This window comes from Nitrosomonas sp. Nm84 (genome assembly GCF_003201565.1).
Lineage (GTDB): Bacteria > Pseudomonadota > Gammaproteobacteria > Burkholderiales > Nitrosomonadaceae > Nitrosomonas.
Genome location: NZ_QJJP01000036.1, coordinates 12,546 through 27,297, shown reverse-complemented (window position 1 = coordinate 27,297; position 14,752 = coordinate 12,546). Strand labels below are relative to the sequence as shown.

The window sequence follows — 14,752 nt, the reverse complement described above, 5'->3', positions numbered from 1 at the left end:
TCCACTTATCCACAGTAGCGTAGTATCCTGCGCTCTGTTTCCCCCTGGTCATTTTTCAACCGTAATGGGTGGTCAATTTTAAACCGGTATCAACAAATGTTGATAATTTAGGTAAAAACGCTCCCATTGAGAGCCTGTGGGGATCGTTGAAGGTAGGCAGATTGTATGGAATGCGATTTGAAATACGCCGTCAGGCAATGGATGAAGTAATTGATTGGCTTAACTACTACAACCACAGGAGATTGCATTCGACACTGAATTACATCAGTCCAATGAAGTTTGAGCAAAATTGGCTTGTGGCACAGTTGGGAAAAATCGCATAATACGCGCGTTAAGATGTACGAATTGTCGGGGCAAGGTCAGACTAATATTGCCCCGTTGGCGCGGCATGCAATGTTCGATTTGTTGATATTGGCTTTTGGTGATTTCCATCACCATATTATATCAAATAGTGTTAACAAGCCATCATCAGACTATTTTACAGCTGCGTCGCGCATATGCTTTAGGGCTTCTGCGACGTGTTGGGTTGCTATGTCGGCATGGTCTTGTTTGGCATGCGCGATGGCTTCATCCAAATGCTTGATTGACTCAGCCATATGTTGTCGGTGCGCGCCAGCAAGTTCCTGTTCCGCGGCTTTTGCATGCGTAAGACTTTCTTGCGAATGTTCCAGCAACGCCTTGGCATGGCCGGCTTTACCATGAATTTGGGCTGTCTCTGCATGTTTTATCGCTTCAGCGGCGTGCTGATTTACGTCAGAGGCGATAGCCTTAGCATTGAGGAAAAGTGCTAATAAACTGATTGCCATAATAATTCTGATGATTTTCATGATGCCACTCCTTTTCAATATGGATTTAAAAAAGATTTTATACTGTGATATCGAGTTTAACAGTTAATGAATCAGACTATTGAGCATTCTATAATCAACCCATCCGTTATCAGGAATCTCGCCTTTAATTGGCGTGCATGGTTGAGATGGTTCGCCGAGATCCGACAAAACTGCGATGGCACCGCTAAAATCCTGTGAACGCGTATAGCCACTGACTGTAATGAGCGTCGGGAGGTTTGCCGCCAGTGCAGACTTCAGGCCGTTTTCCGAATCTTCTATCGCAATGCAGTGTTGTGCAGTTAAGTTGAGTTGATTCAGTACCCAATGATAAATATCGGGTGCCGGTTTTTTCATGGGTACAATATCACCGGCGCCAATGACATCGAACCAGTCAATCGATTCTTCGCCTAACGTTGATTTGAGAAGAGCAGTGACATTTTCCATCGTCGTTGTGGTGGCAATCGCCAGTTTTATTTTTTCCTGACGTAGCTCGTGAATTAACCGTGCGACACCGGGGCGTAACGGAATGCTGCCGGTTTCCATCAGTGATTCAAAGTATTTGGTTTTGGTTTTGTGCAAGCTGGCAATCCATTCCGTCAAATTGCTTTGGTTAAGCATGGCGGGAACATGTTTTTCCATGTAATAGCGAATTCGCTCTTTTCCACCGGTAACCTGCAATAGCTCGCCATATAGATCAATACCCCAATGCCAGTCGAGATTAAATTGTTTGAATGCAGCATTGAAGGCAAGACGATGACCGTCTTGCTCTGTGTCGGCAAGTGTGCCGTCAACATCAAACAGTACAGCTTGTAATTTATTTTTCGTATTCATTGTGTTAGATAATTTTGTGGTTGTCGGATAAGTGATGCCCCGCACGCTGTAGACGATCCGCGATGGCTAACCACTCGGGATGATCAGGTGGCGCTTCGACCAGCAGATAGTCAAATGCAGCCTGATCGTACTGGCGTAATTTCGCATACAGTTGCTGGCCATATGCGATTGGATCTGCAGGCATGACGCATTGTTCGATAGATTGACCTGAAAGTTGTGATGTATCGATATTCGACCAAGTCATGATCAGTATTCGCAGATTTTTTGCAGCTAATAGTAACGCATGCTGTCTTATTTGCTCTGCCGGATATACGCGTAATGGTGTTACGGGTGCATAATGTGCCGGTAATGATCCGGGCGTGCGTATTGTTGGGTTGATCGTGTTGTGTGCTAGCATGACCGGACCGCTCAGCACAGTCTCAAGTGCAGATAATGCAATTCCGCCCGGGCGCAGTATCCTGGGTGATTCATCATAAAAACTGATGATCGTGCTTTCCAGGCCTACTTCACAGGCGCCGCCATCCAAGATCATGTCGACACTGGAACCTAGCTCCTGTTGCACATGCGTTGCTGTAGTCGGACTGATGCGTCCAAAACGATTCGCGGATGGCGCAGCTAACGCTTTTGTCTGTCCCAAAGCGTGCAGTAAGGCTAACGCAATGGGATGCGCTGGTATGCGTATTCCTACGGTATTCTGACCGCCGGTAACGCTGTCAGGTATGTGATGACTGCGCTGCAGAATCAATGTGAGCGGTCCAGGCCAAAAATGGTTGGCTAATTTCCAGGCGGATACCGGTATTGCCTGTGCCCAATAATCCAAATGGGAAATGGCACCAATATGGACTATCAGCGGATGATCAATAGGCCGCTGTTTTATTTTATAGATCCTGCTGATTGCATCGGGGTTTGTGACATCAGCACCGAGACCATAAACAGTTTCAGTAGGGAAGGCCACCACACCGCCTTCGCATAATATCCGTGCGGCCGCGGTAATTTGCTCTTGTTGTTGCAGTGGCAGATTTGGTTTACTGGGAGCGTACTGTGTTTGTTCCATTCACGTGGTTTTTGCTTTTCAATTCAAACAAAAAAGAGGTCTCAATGATCCTTTGTAAGCGATTACGGTATATTGTCATGCCAGTCGTAACCTAACATGCCATGCATCATACGCACGATGCAAAAACTTAGCCAATTGACAATATATTTGCGCCACGAGAAAAGGTTCTTGTTAGCCGGTGTAATGCATACGGATTCTTGTGTAATGGCAGTTCTCAGGCTTGTTCTCAGTTCATTGGAAAATTGATAGTCCTCAATGACAATATTCGCTTCTCGCGCCATAAGCAAACTGAAGGGATCAATATTGGATGAACCTACCGTTGCCCAATGCTGATCAATAACAGCTACTTTGGCGTGTAGATAACTGCGATTATATTCATAAATTTTTATTCCGGATTTCAATAGATTTTCATAGAGTGCCTGAGTCGCATGATATTGCAAACGGTATTCAATTTTACCTTGTAGCAAAAGCTCAACATTAACGCCACGTTGAACAGCATCTTTTAACGCGTTAATAAATTTTCTTCCCGGCAGAAAATAGGCATTGGCAATAATGATTTCAGTCTGTGCCTGATTAATAGCTTCCAAATAAGCGTGTTCGATGTCATGACGATGACGCCAATTATCGCGTATCACAAATGCAGCTTTCTGATTGCCGCAAGGCTTGTCCACTGGTTTGATAGTGATAGGGATAATCCAACGTTTCTTTAGGCGTACCCATGCGACCACCATCCATAAATGCTTTACAGCCTGGTGTATCTGAACCAGTAGTGGACCCTTGACAGCAACCGCATAATCAAAGCGCGGTGTCAGTTTTTCCGGATTATGCTGATCGTCGATGATATTGATGCCGCCGATAAAAGCGATTTGTGCGTCAATAATCACTAATTTGCGATGCATTCGCCGTAGCCGATAGCGACGTGGCCTTGAGAAAATAAATTCCGGCCGAAATATCAATACCTTCATGCCGGTTTGCAGCATAGCGTTAATTTCAGCTTGGGAGAGATTCTGTGAACCAAAGCCATCCAGCAGCAGATGCACCGATACGCCACGTTGTGCTGCACGCTTCAAAGCTTGTGAGATTTTGCTGCCGATTGCATCATATTCAAAAATATATGTTTCAATGTGTATTTCAAATTGTGCTTTTTCTATTGCAGCTTCTAATTCGGGAAAATATTCCGCCCCATTATGCAACAGGGTAATTTGGTTGTTCTCAACAAAATGAAAATTTTTCATCGATGGATAATCTGCTGATAATGCAGCATCCGAATGCCCTCATTCATGTTTCCGGGCACTGGTTAACATAACTACGAAATCTTCAACATTCTATCCAGCGCCAATTTGGCCAGTCTGGCTTCGTCTTGGGGGACTTTGATTTGATTCACGACATTGCCGTTGACCAGATTTTCCAACGCCCAGACCAGATGCTGTGGATCAATTCGTGCCATGGTAGAACACATGCATACCATGGGTGACATGAACTGGACAATTTTACCTTCTGGTTTGAATTCTTCCGTAATGCGGCTGACCAGATTCAATTCAGTGCCGACCAACCAGCGTGTGCCACTTTTTGCTGCTGCAATGGTTTTGATGATGTATTCAGTCGAACCGACATAATCGGATGCCTTACAAACCTCATAGCTGCATTCGGGATGCGAAATGACGATGCCGTCGGGGTATTGATTGCGAAAACGGATAATGTGCTGCGGCTGAAACATTTGATGGACGGAACAATGGCCTTTCCATAATAAAATCTTGGCTTTCTTGATTTGCTCTGGCGTTAATCCACCCATGGGCTCATCAAAATTCCATACCGGCATTTCTTCCAATGGAATGCCTAATTGATGTCCGCTCCAGCGACCGAGATGTTGATCAGGGAAAAACAAAACTTTCTCACGCTGATTGAATGACCACTGCAGAACTTTACTGGCATTACTGGATGTACAGACAATACCTTCATGTTCGCCGCAGAAAGCCTTGAGATCGGCAGCGGAATTGATATATGTGACCGGCGTGAACATTTCATCGGGATTCAATATTTCCGCAAGCTCGCGCCAAGCACGTTCTACATTGGAAAGATTAGCCATATCGGCCATCGAGCAGCCGGCGGCCATATCGGGAAGAATGGCGATTTGTTGCGGACTGGAGAGCATGTCCGCAACTTCAGCCATAAAGTGAACGCCGCAGAAAACCAGATAATCCGCATCAGTCTGAGCCGCAAGATGAGAGAGTTTTAACGAATCACCGGTCAGATCGGCGTGCCGGTATACATCCGCCCGTTGATAGTGGTGAGCCAAAATGACGGCGCGTTTCCCCAGAATATTTTTGGCAGCGATGATACGCTGTGCACACGTCTCATCTTGTAGTTGATCATATTGTTCGAACTGAAAGGCTTTTGCATGCATTGCGATATTTTCTTATAAAATGTTTGTCGAATAATACACGTTATCGTAATTAGATATCGATTCAAGTTGGAAGTTTAAACGTATAGAGAAGTCCTACAAAAATCTATTCGTTAAGTGGGAATTTTAGTTCTGGTATAATTCATAAGGCATGTGTTTTAATCAGCGAGATTAGATTGATATTGAATATTCTGGAATAATCTTAACCAATAATCGTTTAAATGTTCAGTCGCCTCCATATCAGTTTTCCTTTAGTTCTTTTTATTCTTCTGATTCTATTGACATTCTGGTTGGATCGGATAACCCGACCGTCTGAGCAAACTAAGGATGATGATTTGTATCGTAATCCCGATTATATCGTTGAAGATTTATCGGGTATCCAAGTGGAGTACGGCAGAGCGATTCAGCGAGAATTTACTGCTCAGAAGTTGTTTCATTATCTCAATGAGAATGTTACGCAGATGGAACACATTAGTTTTATGAATACCGAGCCTGATAAACCGCTCATTCGTTTGCAAGCGGATCGTGCACAAGTAAGAAATAAAGGCGAGAATATTTTCTTGATGAACAACGTGACTGCAATCAGAGGTGCTGATGATGAAAAAGGCAAAATTACCTTGATGACTAATTTTTTGCATCTTATCCCGGATGAAGGCTTGGTGAAAACAGACCAAGCGGTAACTATTTTAAGATTGCAGACTACGATCAACGCGATCGGGATGGAACTGGATAATCAGTCTGGGATGATACAGCTCCTGACACGAGTGAAAGCAGTCAATACAAAGTGATAGAAGAAACAATGAAATTTATTCTTGTTGTGTGCTTATGTGGTTTTTTCTTTTCTCAGTCCGCGGCGGCTGAGCGAGCTGATCGTAAAAAACCGCTTCATCTGGAGGCTGATCGCGCGACTGTTGAGGATGTTAATCGTAAAGAAGCTAGCCGAGTCAGTGTATTCACAGGGAATGTAATACTTACTCAAGGCACCATGCGGATTAACGCTGATAAGGTGATCATGAAAGAAGATCTGAATGGATTCAAACAGGCGACAGCAACCGGAGATCTGGTTAGTTTTCGCCAGAAACGCGATGGCTTGGATGAGTATGTTGAAGGTTGGAGTCAGAGAGTTGAATATGATAGTAAGACAGATAAAATTGAATTATTCCGACAAGCGCGATTAAAACGTGGCTCTGATGAGGTGCAAGGAGATTATATTTCCTATGATATGAGTAGTGAATTTTTTAAAGTGATTGGCAGCAAGGAACGTGGTGTTGAAACGGGGCCTGATAAACGAGTACGCATCACTATTCAACCTAAAGACAAATCTGAGTAGAACATTTCGGTACTAGATTAGAAACCAATGTAATTCCAGCCAATGAGCGAGCTAAAAGCCAGTAATTTAAAAAAGCGTTATAAATCACGCATTGTAGTGCAGGATGTTTCTTTTTCACTGAATAGCGGTGAAGTGGTTGGTTTACTGGGTCCGAATGGCGCAGGGAAAACCACCTGTTTCTATATGATTGTCGGTCTGATGCCTCTCGATGGTGGGAGAGTATATCTGGATGATCAGGATTTAAGTCAATTGCCGATCCATCAAAGGGCAAATCTCGGATTGAGCTATTTGCCGCAAGAGGCATCGATTTTCCGGCGCCTGACCGTCGAAGAAAATATTCTTGCTGTATTAGAATTGCAGAATTTGGATGATGCGACAAAACAGCGGTATTTAGATGGCTTATTACACGATTTGCATATCAGTCATTTGCGTAATAATTCTGCCATCAGTTTGTCGGGAGGCGAGCGCCGCCGCGTTGAGATAGCCCGTGCTTTGGCATCGCAGCCGCGTTTTATCCTACTCGATGAACCTTTTGCTGGCGTTGATCCGATTGCTGTTGTGGATATACAGAAAGTGATCGCGTTTCTTAGAGAACGAAAAATTGGTGTATTGATTACTGATCATAATGTTCGCGAGACATTAGGAATTTGTGACCGAGCGTATATCATTAGTGAAGGTCAGGTGCTAGCTAAAGGTGAACCGGAAGAGATCATTCATAATGAACAAGTCAGGGAAGTTTATTTAGGAGAACATTTCCGATTGTAACGTTACGAATGGATTGAGTCATTTAGTAATCGATAGTTGCTCCTAAATCATGAAACCAACACTTCAATTAAAGCTGACTCAGCAGCTTAAACTGACACCTCAACTACAGCAGTCTATTCGATTGTTGCAGCTATCAACGCTTGAACTCAATCAGGAAATTGAACGTATCGTGCAGGAGAATCCATTATTGGAATTGCGTGAGGATTGGAATACGCCGATAACAGATTATCCTTCTGTGAATTCAGAAGCTTCTGATTCACCAGATTTTGAAAATAGGCCAACTGAGATGGCAAGTTCTTCTGAAGACAAAGCATTACTTGAAGAAACGCATAAAGAGGATTTTGAATGGCCTCAGGAGAGTCTTTTTTCTTATGGTGCTTATGAGGATGACGATCATGAAGCGCCACAGATTCCTGCCAAACCAATCAGCCTGCGTGAATATTTAAATGTACAAGCATCGTGCTTGAATCAGATTTCCGAGCGTGAACGAAGGATTATTGGTTTATTAATCGATAGCTTGGACGACGACGGTTATCTGCTCCAGCCTCTAAGCGAACTCATGGAAATACTGCCTGAAGAGCTAGGCATCAGTCTCAATGATTTACAGAGTGCGCTAAAATATTTGCAGCGCCTTGATCCACCGGGTGTGGGCGCACATGATCTGCAAGAATGCTTGGCGCTGCAACTGCAAACGCTGCCTGATAGCATGGCGCATCGCGATCAGGCGTTACAAGTGGTGCAAGAGTATCTAAAAATATTGGCATCGCATGATTTTATTCAAATCAAGAAATTATTAGGATGCGATGATCAGAGTTTGCGTGCTATTCAGAAGTTGATTACCAACTTGAATCCTAAGCCGGGCGCTGAATTCAGTTCTCAAAGTGCACGCTATATTGTGCCGGATGTCATAGTGACAAAAAAGAATGGCGTTTGGGTGGCGAATCTTAATATAGACGCGCTTCCGAAACTCAGTATTAATCATCTGTATGCTAACATATTGAAACAAGCGCAGCATAGCTCGGCAAGTATGTTAGCAAGCCAGTTGGGTGAAGCGAAGTGGCTGATTAAAAATATTCAGCAGCGCTCAAGTACCATTCTGAATGTAGCTAACGCTATTGTAGCGCGGCAGCAGCAATTTTTTGAACATGGTGAAGTTGCGATGCGCCCGCTGGTATTACGAGAGATTGCAGAGACTTTGAATTTACATGAATCTACGGTATCACGTGTGACTACACAAAAATTTATGCATACGCCTCGCGGAATTCTTGAATTGAAATATTTTTTTGGTAGTCATGTATCCACAGATTCCGGGGGAGCCTGTTCAGCTACATCGATTCGTGCATTGATTAAGCAATTGGTACAAGAAGAAAACTCCAAGAAGCCCTTGAGTGATAACAAAATTGCAAATATTCTTGAACAGCAAGGTATTGTCGTTGCTCGTAGAACTATCGCGAAATATCGGGAATTGTTGTTAATCCCTGCAGCAAATCTTCGCAAATCATTTTAATTAGAATAAAGGAAGGATAATGAATCTTAAACTTACCGGCAACCATGTAGAAATTACCGATGCCATGCGTGATTACGTCACTTCAAAAATCGGTAAAATTACACGTCATTTTGATCATGTGATTGATGTGAGTGTCATTTTATCGGTAGAGAAGCTGAAACAAAAGGCGGAAGCGAACGTCCATGTGCGCGGCAAAGATATTTTCGTGGAAACTGATAGTGAAGATATGTATGCATCAATTGATAGTCTTGTAGATAAGTTGGACCGACAGATACTCAAGCACAAGGAAAAGAACCTTGAGCGTCGCAACCACGGTGCATTGAAAGATCAGGATTTTGAACAATAAAGAATTACTACGCATGCCTTTGTCTCCAAGCAATAGCCTTAGATATTTCTTGGAGCACCACATTAGCATTTGACTGAACTAACCTTTTTTCCATGAATTTAATTTCACAATTATTACCGCCGTCCAATGTTATTGTTGATTTAGATGTTGCCAGTAAGAAGCGCGTGTTTGAGCAAGCCGGGCTATTATTTGAGAATACCAGTCAGATCGCACGCAGCCAGGTTTTTGATAGCTTGTTTGCGCGTGAGAAGCTGGGTTCAACAGGTTTGGGGCAAGGCGTTGCTATTCCGCATGGTCGAATCAAAGGGCTGCGTGAAGCGGTTGCCGCTTTGGTAACGATGAAGGAGGCCATTCCGTTTGACGCGCCGGATGGTCAGCCAGTCAATATTGCTTGTATTTTGTTGGTGCCGGAAAAAGCTACCGATAAGCACTTGCAAATTTTAAGTGAATTAGCGCAAATGTTCAGCGATAAACAGTTTCGTGAAAATATCCTGCGCAGTAAGGATGCGACGGAGATTCATAGACTCATCGCCGATTGGGAATCGAATGTCACAAATTAGCATTGCACAGTTATTTGAAGATAAGAAGGAAAAGCTTGGGCTAACCTGGATAGCCGGCCAGAGCGGCGGCACGATCGAGCTCAGCGATGAGGTGATTGGAAAATCCGCTCAAGGTTTGATCGGTCACCTGAATTTTATTCATCCGGATTGGATTCAAGTCATCAGCAGTGATGAAATTCATTATTTAAACAAACTCGAGCCTGCTTCGCTTGAAAAGAAGCTGAATCAGCTGACGCACAGTAATCTGGCCTGTATTATTGTTGCAGATAGTTCTGAAGTTCCCGTGTCCATTTTTAACATGGCCAGTAACTGTAATATTCCATTATTGTGCTCGCCATATCCTAGTCTGGAAATTATCTGGGTAATACGCACCTATCTAGGGGGTGTTTTGGCCCCTTCCTGTAGTCTGCACGGTGTACTGCTGGATGTTCTGGGTATGGGCGTCATGATCACAGGCGAAAGCGGTGTGGGCAAAAGTGAGTTGGCCTTGGAATTGATCAGTCGAGGCCATGGTCTGGTCGCTGATGATGTCGTGGAATTACGTCGCATTGCGCCTGAAACATTGGAAGGCCGCTGTCCCCCGATGCTAAGGGATTACCTGGAAGTGCGAGGACTGGGTATGCTGAATATCCGTACAATTTTTGGTGAAACAGCGGTGCGACGTCATAAGAATATGAAGTTGATCGTTCATCTGCAAAATAGTGGTGGACCCGATACCAGCGTGTTGGAACGATTGCCTTTGAGCAATCTGAATGAAAATATTATGAGCGTTGATATTCGTAAAGTCATTATTCCTGTGGCAGCTGGGCGGAATCTGGCGGTTCTGGTTGAGGCTGCGGTGCGAAATTATGTCTTGCAATTACGCGGTATCGATAGCATGAAGAATTTTATTGAGCGCCATGAACAAGTCATGAATGGCGAATCAGCAGACAAAAATCAAGAATAACGCAATATTTGCAAAATATCTCCAAATCGTTCTTAATGAGAGCGATTTCTTAGATTAACTCCAATTGAAATGAAGAATCCCCAAACAATTACGCTGGCACTGACCGGTGCATCCGGAATGCCGTATGGTATTCGCTTGTTGGAGAGATTGTTGGCTGAGAATAAACAGGTCTATTTACTGTACTCACAAGTAGCACAGATTGTCGCGCAGCAGGAAATGAAGCTAGCCTTACCTTCTCGTGCTAAGGAAACCGAAATATTCTTTAATCAGCTATATCATTTACCCGCAGGACAGCTACGTGTGTTTGGACGCGAAGAATGGTTTGCGCCGGTAGCCTCGGGTTCGAATCCTGCTGATGCCATGGTGATTTGTCCTTGCACGATGGGAACCCTGGCGGCGATTGCTGCAGGCATGAGCCAGAATTTGATCGAACGTGCGGCGGACGTGACATTAAAAGAAAACCGCCCGCTTATTATCGTGCCAAGAGAAGCGCCGTTTTCTGTAATTCATCTGGAAAACATGCTCAAATTGGCACGTAGCGGCGCAGTCGTTCTACCGGCGAACCCCGGTTTTTATCATCACCCGCAGACGATACAGGATATGGTGGATTTTGTTGTTGCCCGTATTCTGGATCATTTGGGTATCCAACATACACTGATGCCTCGTTGGGGAGCGGAAAGTCAGCAATAAACTAGCAATGAGCTGGCAATGCCAATAGGTTGAACATCTACTCGGCAGAATTGTGAAGTGTGGCGGCGGGTATGATCTCATGGTTTCGAGTATGAAAAATGCCTGCTTCCGTTACCACATAATGCATCGCGATATCATGTGGTTGGGGGTGAATATTTTCTAATCGTTGGATCTCAAAAGCGATTCCGATGGTTAATGGCTGTGGTTGATAAGTAACTAGGGTACGATCAAAATATCCGCTGCCGTAGCCCAAGCGATAGCCATGCCGATCAAACCCCACCATTGGGATAAAAGCCGCATCAATCCTGACAGTTCTTGCCTCTGCAGGAACCGGGATGTTATAAGCGCCATTTTTCATGGGTGCGTCGGACAGCCACTCACGAAAACAAAGCGGCTCATTTTTGTTAATGATTTCTGGTAATGCGAGCGTTGCTCCCTGTTGTCTAAAGTACTCAGCAATTAGCCGTGGATCGTATTCGCCGCGGAATGGCCAATAAATTCCAATCGTCATTTTCTGAAGTTTGGAGAAACCTTGCTTGAGAAAATCAGAGATTGCTTGACTCCATTGCTGGTGAACTTCATCCGATATGGCCTCGCGCGCTGCGATCAATTGCTTGCGTTGATGTTTCCTCCATTCCGATAAATTTTCCATTGTTTTTATTTGAACTCAGGTAGTAAGGGTACGGTTATCAGATAAAAAATTTTGTTTTAACAGTTTCCTGACAGGTGTTGGAATAGCTTGTTCAAGTGCATCAGTTGGTTTAATCCAAATAAATTTATTTTGTGGTACGAACGTGTCGGAGATAACTTGCAGCAGTTGCGGATAAATGCGTAACTTGAAATGTGTAAACTGATGATCTAGCGTTGGCAATTCAATGGGTGACTGGACCTTGATGCCCCAATGGTGTTGACAATAAAGCGCCGCATCTGTCCTGGTTTCGATTTCGGGTAGACACCATAATTCGCCCCAGACACCTGAAGCGGGTCTTTTCTCCAAAAGTAATTTTTGATGTTGTACCAGCAGTAAAAAAACGGTTTCTTTTTGAGGTAAAGGTTTGCGCAATTTTTTTGTTGGTAATTGATCCACCCGGTTTTCTATGTGTGCAACACAGTGCTGCTGCAACGGGCAAGCCTGACAAAGCGGGGTGTGACGTGTACAAACAGTAGCGCCCAGATCCATCAATGCTTGCGTGTAAATTTCAATCTGGCCGTCACGATAATGAACGGGTAACAATTCTTCGGCTTTGTTCCACAATAGGGCTTGTATCTTACTGTCGCCCGGATAGCCTGCAATCCCAAAGCAGCGTGTGAAAATTCTCTTCACATTGCCGTCCAGAATAGCTTCGCGTTTGCCGAAAGCAAAAGCTGCTATGGCAGCAGCAGTTGAACGTCCGATTCCCGGTAGTTGTTGGAGCGATGTTAAGGTATCCGGGAATTGTCCTTGATAATCTTGCATCAGGATGCGCGCAGCTTGGTGCAAGTTGCGGGCACGTGAATAATAGCCAAGACCGCTCCAAAGTGTCAGCACCGCATCGAGAGGCGCCTGCGCCAGACTGCTGATTGTCGGGAACGCTTGCATAAAGCGCAGATAATAAGGAATGACCGTATTGACCTGCGTCTGCTGCAGCATAATCTCGGATAACCAGATAGCATACGGATCTCGACTCCTTTGCCAAGGCAGATGATGGCGACCGTGTTGCTTATGCCAATGCACTAACTGAGTTGCGATCAATGACATCTTTGCACGAGTAAATAAGCTGTTTTCAAAGAATGCGGTGACGCATGAGTTTTTATCATTGTGGAGTAAAACCTGATCAGCTGAGTCTACAATGTCAAGATGGGAACAATGTTGATAGTTTTTGTAAAAGAATTACTCAAAAACAACTTCATTAAATTTGGCATTGGGTGTCAGCACTTGCATTTTGGCAAGCTGGGTTAATTCAATGTGCTGTCTCGAACCGCAATCAATAACTAAACATTCGCGTCGTTCAGGAGAATTAACGATATCAATGGCCTTACCCTCAATGATTTGGTTATTTTTTAACATGAGTTTAAGCTGATAACCATACATACAAGCTACCTCGACAAAATCATGAAGCTCGCACGAGATTGCATCCTGAGTCATAGCGATAGGTTCCTTTAAGTGGTATTAAGTAAGCATACTATATACGATACCGGGAGCAAGATAGCAAGGCGGTATTAAACTGGGTTGCACTGACCGTAAAACAATTTTGTTACAGCTGTTCAATACCATTTCAAAACTAAGTAATGGAAATTTTAAAAACATTAAGTTTATTTATTGCGACTGCGTTTGCCGAAATAATTGGCTGTTACTTGCCTTATCTTTGGTTAAAGGAAGGGAAATCTATCTGGTTGCTGCTGCCGGCAGCAATTAGCCTAGGCATATTTGTCTGGTTACTGACACTTCATCCTCAGGCTGCGGGTCGTGTTTATGCCGCATATGGCGGTGTTTACATTTGCGTGGCGCTGATGTGGTTGTGGGTGATTGACGCGGTTCGGCCAGCTGTCACAGACTGGGTTGGCGTACTGATTTGTTTAGCGGGCGCGATGGTAATTATGTACGGCAGGCAATTGGCCAGGTAAGTAGAGAGGCGTAATAAATTGTGCTAAATCTCAGTCTCAATTTAACCTTCATGTCGCTTATTAGCGCCTACGATGGTCATAACTTCCCCAGCTTGCAAGTGCAAAAGTTTGGCTATGTCTTCATAATCATCGGGTAAAGCAGCATCATCCCAACCATTGGCAGAATGTCTGGCTAAATTGACAGCGAGAGTCACATTACGAACGCGTTGTAGGGCTGAACAGCTGTCGTCCATTAGCGTAATTAATAGTTGTGGTAATTTCCATCTCACAACGAGTTCATGCTGCAATTGATTCAATGTGAATCCAAAAATGCTTTCTTGCGCCGTTGCGCTGCGTATGGTTTTGTCTTGTTTTTGTAGGCTTTTGATCTGTAGCATTTCGTTGGGTGCGAAACACCACATCAATATTTCAGTAATATCATGCAATAATGCAGCGACACGGATTTCTTCAAAATGTAAGTTGTGCAGGCGAACTGCCCAGTCAAACGCATAGGAAGAGGCAATATTTGCGCGATGAGCAGTTTTTAACAGGTAAACGAGTGCATTCATGTTATTGCGCCCCAGAATTTCTTCCACCAGCGGCTTTGCAGGGACTTTGTTTAATGTGGTTTCGAGTCCAAGCATCATGATGATCTGTTCGACCTCCACAACGTCGTGTTCTTGATTACGATGTTTGTGCTGTTGCAAATAACGTAATAGCTTAACTGTCATGAGCGGATCATGTTTCACAGCGTGGGCAATGCTGCGAGCATTTAGATGCTGCTCATCTTGCTCCAAGACTGCAAGATTACGCACAGTTTGTTTTAAAACAGGAATTTCTGCGGTGGTAAGAAAACCTACCCATTCTGATAATTTTCGCTGTTTTTGCGGTAGCATGCTTAGCTCCTGAATT

18 protein-coding genes and 1 pseudogene are annotated in these 14,752 nt (G+C 44.1%); 10 read left to right on the top strand and 9 right to left on the bottom strand.

Annotated elements, in window-relative coordinates; all coding sequences use genetic code 11:
- Window positions 1-116: 116 nt before the first annotated feature.
- Window positions 117-323, top strand: a pseudogene (locus C8R34_RS14610) (IS3 family transposase); the annotation flags it as partial.
- A 150-nt stretch (window positions 324-473) separates the two neighbouring features.
- On the opposite strand, the gene smbP reads toward C8R34_RS14610, so the two are convergent.
- The 5 genes from smbP to nadA form a co-directional block, all read right to left on the bottom strand.
- A complete protein-coding gene (smbP, locus tag C8R34_RS14605; protein ID WP_110341846.1) occupies window positions 474-827 on the bottom strand; it encodes a small metal-binding protein SmbP in 354 nt (117 codons plus the stop codon).
- 63 nt (window positions 828-890) lie between these two features.
- Window positions 891-1,658, bottom strand: coding sequence for an HAD family hydrolase (locus C8R34_RS14600; protein ID WP_110341844.1), 768 nt, complete (start codon window positions 1,656-1,658; stop codon window positions 891-893).
- 4 nt (window positions 1,659-1,662) lie between these two features.
- Complete coding sequence (locus C8R34_RS14595) at window positions 1,663-2,712, bottom strand: L-threonylcarbamoyladenylate synthase (protein WP_110341842.1); 1,050 nt, start codon at window positions 2,710-2,712, stop codon at window positions 1,663-1,665.
- 62 nt (window positions 2,713-2,774) lie between these two features.
- Window positions 2,775-3,947 carry a cardiolipin synthase ClsB gene (gene clsB, locus C8R34_RS14590; protein WP_110341840.1) on the bottom strand — a complete coding sequence of 391 codons (1,173 nt, stop codon included), beginning with the start codon at window positions 3,945-3,947 and terminating at the stop codon, window positions 2,775-2,777.
- Window positions 3,948-4,018: 71 nt separating this feature from the next.
- A complete protein-coding gene (gene nadA / locus C8R34_RS14585; RefSeq protein WP_110341838.1) occupies window positions 4,019-5,116 on the bottom strand; it encodes a quinolinate synthase NadA in 1,098 nt (365 codons plus the stop codon).
- Between the two features lie 218 nt (window positions 5,117-5,334).
- Here nadA and lptC point away from each other — a divergent pair, with 218 nt between their 5' ends.
- The 8 genes from lptC to C8R34_RS14545 all read left to right on the top strand — a co-directional run bounded on the left by lptC (window position 5,335) and on the right by C8R34_RS14545 (window position 11,257).
- Window positions 5,335-5,901 (top strand): LPS export ABC transporter periplasmic protein LptC, encoded by a 567-nt coding sequence (lptC, locus tag C8R34_RS14580; RefSeq protein ID WP_110341836.1) that lies wholly within the window; start codon window positions 5,335-5,337, stop codon window positions 5,899-5,901.
- An 11-nt stretch (window positions 5,902-5,912) separates the two neighbouring features.
- Window positions 5,913-6,443 carry a lipopolysaccharide transport periplasmic protein LptA gene (gene lptA / locus C8R34_RS14575; RefSeq protein ID WP_110341834.1) on the top strand — a complete coding sequence of 177 codons (531 nt, stop codon included), beginning with the start codon at window positions 5,913-5,915 and terminating at the stop codon, window positions 6,441-6,443.
- Window positions 6,444-6,485: 42 nt separating this feature from the next.
- On the top strand, window positions 6,486-7,208 hold the full coding sequence (lptB, locus tag C8R34_RS14570; protein ID WP_110341832.1) for an LPS export ABC transporter ATP-binding protein: 723 nt from the start codon (window positions 6,486-6,488) through the stop codon (window positions 7,206-7,208).
- Between the two features lie 49 nt (window positions 7,209-7,257).
- Window positions 7,258-8,715 carry an RNA polymerase factor sigma-54 gene (locus C8R34_RS14565; RefSeq protein WP_110341830.1) on the top strand — a complete coding sequence of 486 codons (1,458 nt, stop codon included), beginning with the start codon at window positions 7,258-7,260 and terminating at the stop codon, window positions 8,713-8,715.
- Window positions 8,716-8,734: 19 nt separating this feature from the next.
- Entirely contained in the window at window positions 8,735-9,061 is a 327-nt protein-coding gene (hpf, locus tag C8R34_RS14560; protein ID WP_110341828.1) for a ribosome hibernation-promoting factor, HPF/YfiA family, read from the top strand.
- A gap of 92 nt (window positions 9,062-9,153) precedes the next feature.
- Window positions 9,154-9,621, top strand: a complete 468-nt coding sequence (locus C8R34_RS14555; protein WP_110341826.1) for a PTS sugar transporter subunit IIA — start codon at window positions 9,154-9,156, stop codon at window positions 9,619-9,621.
- Window positions 9,608-10,567: an HPr(Ser) kinase/phosphatase gene (gene hprK / locus C8R34_RS14550; protein WP_110341824.1), complete on the top strand. Its 960-nt coding sequence runs from the start codon at window positions 9,608-9,610 to the stop codon at window positions 10,565-10,567. Before C8R34_RS14555 ends, hprK begins: the two co-directional genes overlap by 14 nt.
- 69 nt (window positions 10,568-10,636) lie before the next feature.
- The gene (locus C8R34_RS14545; RefSeq protein ID WP_110341822.1) at window positions 10,637-11,257 is read left to right on the top strand and encodes a flavin prenyltransferase UbiX; all 621 of its coding nucleotides are present in this window, start codon (window positions 10,637-10,639) and stop codon (window positions 11,255-11,257) included.
- A gap of 37 nt (window positions 11,258-11,294) precedes the next feature.
- Here C8R34_RS14545 and C8R34_RS14540 read toward each other — a convergent pair whose 3' ends face one another.
- The 3 genes from C8R34_RS14540 to C8R34_RS14530 form a co-directional block, all read right to left on the bottom strand.
- Window positions 11,295-11,909, bottom strand: coding sequence for a 5-formyltetrahydrofolate cyclo-ligase (locus C8R34_RS14540; RefSeq protein ID WP_110341820.1), 615 nt, complete (start codon window positions 11,907-11,909; stop codon window positions 11,295-11,297).
- Between the two features lie 15 nt (window positions 11,910-11,924).
- The gene (gene mutY / locus C8R34_RS14535) at window positions 11,925-12,995 is read right to left on the bottom strand and encodes an A/G-specific adenine glycosylase (protein ID WP_110341818.1); all 1,071 of its coding nucleotides are present in this window, start codon (window positions 12,993-12,995) and stop codon (window positions 11,925-11,927) included.
- Window positions 12,996-13,127: 132 nt separating this feature from the next.
- On the bottom strand, window positions 13,128-13,382 hold the full coding sequence (locus C8R34_RS14530; RefSeq protein ID WP_110341816.1) for a Rho-binding antiterminator: 255 nt from the start codon (window positions 13,380-13,382) through the stop codon (window positions 13,128-13,130).
- 143 nt (window positions 13,383-13,525) lie between these two features.
- Here C8R34_RS14530 and C8R34_RS14525 point away from each other — a divergent pair, with 143 nt between their 5' ends.
- Window positions 13,526-13,861, top strand: coding sequence for a YnfA family protein (locus tag C8R34_RS14525; RefSeq protein WP_110341814.1), 336 nt, complete (start codon window positions 13,526-13,528; stop codon window positions 13,859-13,861).
- Between the two features lie 41 nt (window positions 13,862-13,902).
- Here the strand turns inward: C8R34_RS14525 and C8R34_RS14520 are convergent, their stop codons facing one another.
- Window positions 13,903-14,736, bottom strand: a complete 834-nt coding sequence (locus C8R34_RS14520) for an HDOD domain-containing protein (RefSeq protein ID WP_110341812.1) — start codon at window positions 14,734-14,736, stop codon at window positions 13,903-13,905.
- Window positions 14,737-14,752 lie beyond the last annotated feature (16 nt).

Coding starts and splice junctions, on each gene's coding strand:
- smbP (WP_110341846.1), bottom strand. CDS start 827: ATGAAAATCATCAGAATTATTATGGCAATCAGTTTATTAGCACTTTTC.
- C8R34_RS14600 (WP_110341844.1), bottom strand. CDS start 1,658: ATGAATACGAAAAATAAATTACAAGCTGTACTGTTTGATGTTGACGGC.
- C8R34_RS14595 (WP_110341842.1), bottom strand. CDS start 2,712: ATGGAACAAACACAGTACGCTCCCAGTAAACCAAATCTGCCACTGCAA.
- clsB (WP_110341840.1), bottom strand. CDS start 3,947: ATGAAAAATTTTCATTTTGTTGAGAACAACCAAATTACCCTGTTGCAT.
- nadA (WP_110341838.1), bottom strand. CDS start 5,116: ATGCATGCAAAAGCCTTTCAGTTCGAACAATATGATCAACTACAAGAT.
- lptC (WP_110341836.1), top strand. CDS start 5,335: ATGTTCAGTCGCCTCCATATCAGTTTTCCTTTAGTTCTTTTTATTCTT.
- lptA (WP_110341834.1), top strand. CDS start 5,913: ATGAAATTTATTCTTGTTGTGTGCTTATGTGGTTTTTTCTTTTCTCAG.
- lptB (WP_110341832.1), top strand. CDS start 6,486: ATGAGCGAGCTAAAAGCCAGTAATTTAAAAAAGCGTTATAAATCACGC.
- C8R34_RS14565 (WP_110341830.1), top strand. CDS start 7,258: ATGAAACCAACACTTCAATTAAAGCTGACTCAGCAGCTTAAACTGACA.
- hpf (WP_110341828.1), top strand. CDS start 8,735: ATGAATCTTAAACTTACCGGCAACCATGTAGAAATTACCGATGCCATG.
- C8R34_RS14555 (WP_110341826.1), top strand. CDS start 9,154: ATGAATTTAATTTCACAATTATTACCGCCGTCCAATGTTATTGTTGAT.
- hprK (WP_110341824.1), top strand. CDS start 9,608: ATGTCACAAATTAGCATTGCACAGTTATTTGAAGATAAGAAGGAAAAG.
- C8R34_RS14545 (WP_110341822.1), top strand. CDS start 10,637: ATGAAGAATCCCCAAACAATTACGCTGGCACTGACCGGTGCATCCGGA.
- C8R34_RS14540 (WP_110341820.1), bottom strand. CDS start 11,909: ATGGAAAATTTATCGGAATGGAGGAAACATCAACGCAAGCAATTGATC.
- mutY (WP_110341818.1), bottom strand. CDS start 12,995: ATGTCATTGATCGCAACTCAGTTAGTGCATTGGCATAAGCAACACGGT.
- C8R34_RS14530 (WP_110341816.1), bottom strand. CDS start 13,382: ATGACTCAGGATGCAATCTCGTGCGAGCTTCATGATTTTGTCGAGGTA.
- C8R34_RS14525 (WP_110341814.1), top strand. CDS start 13,526: ATGGAAATTTTAAAAACATTAAGTTTATTTATTGCGACTGCGTTTGCC.
- C8R34_RS14520 (WP_110341812.1), bottom strand. CDS start 14,736: ATGCTACCGCAAAAACAGCGAAAATTATCAGAATGGGTAGGTTTTCTT.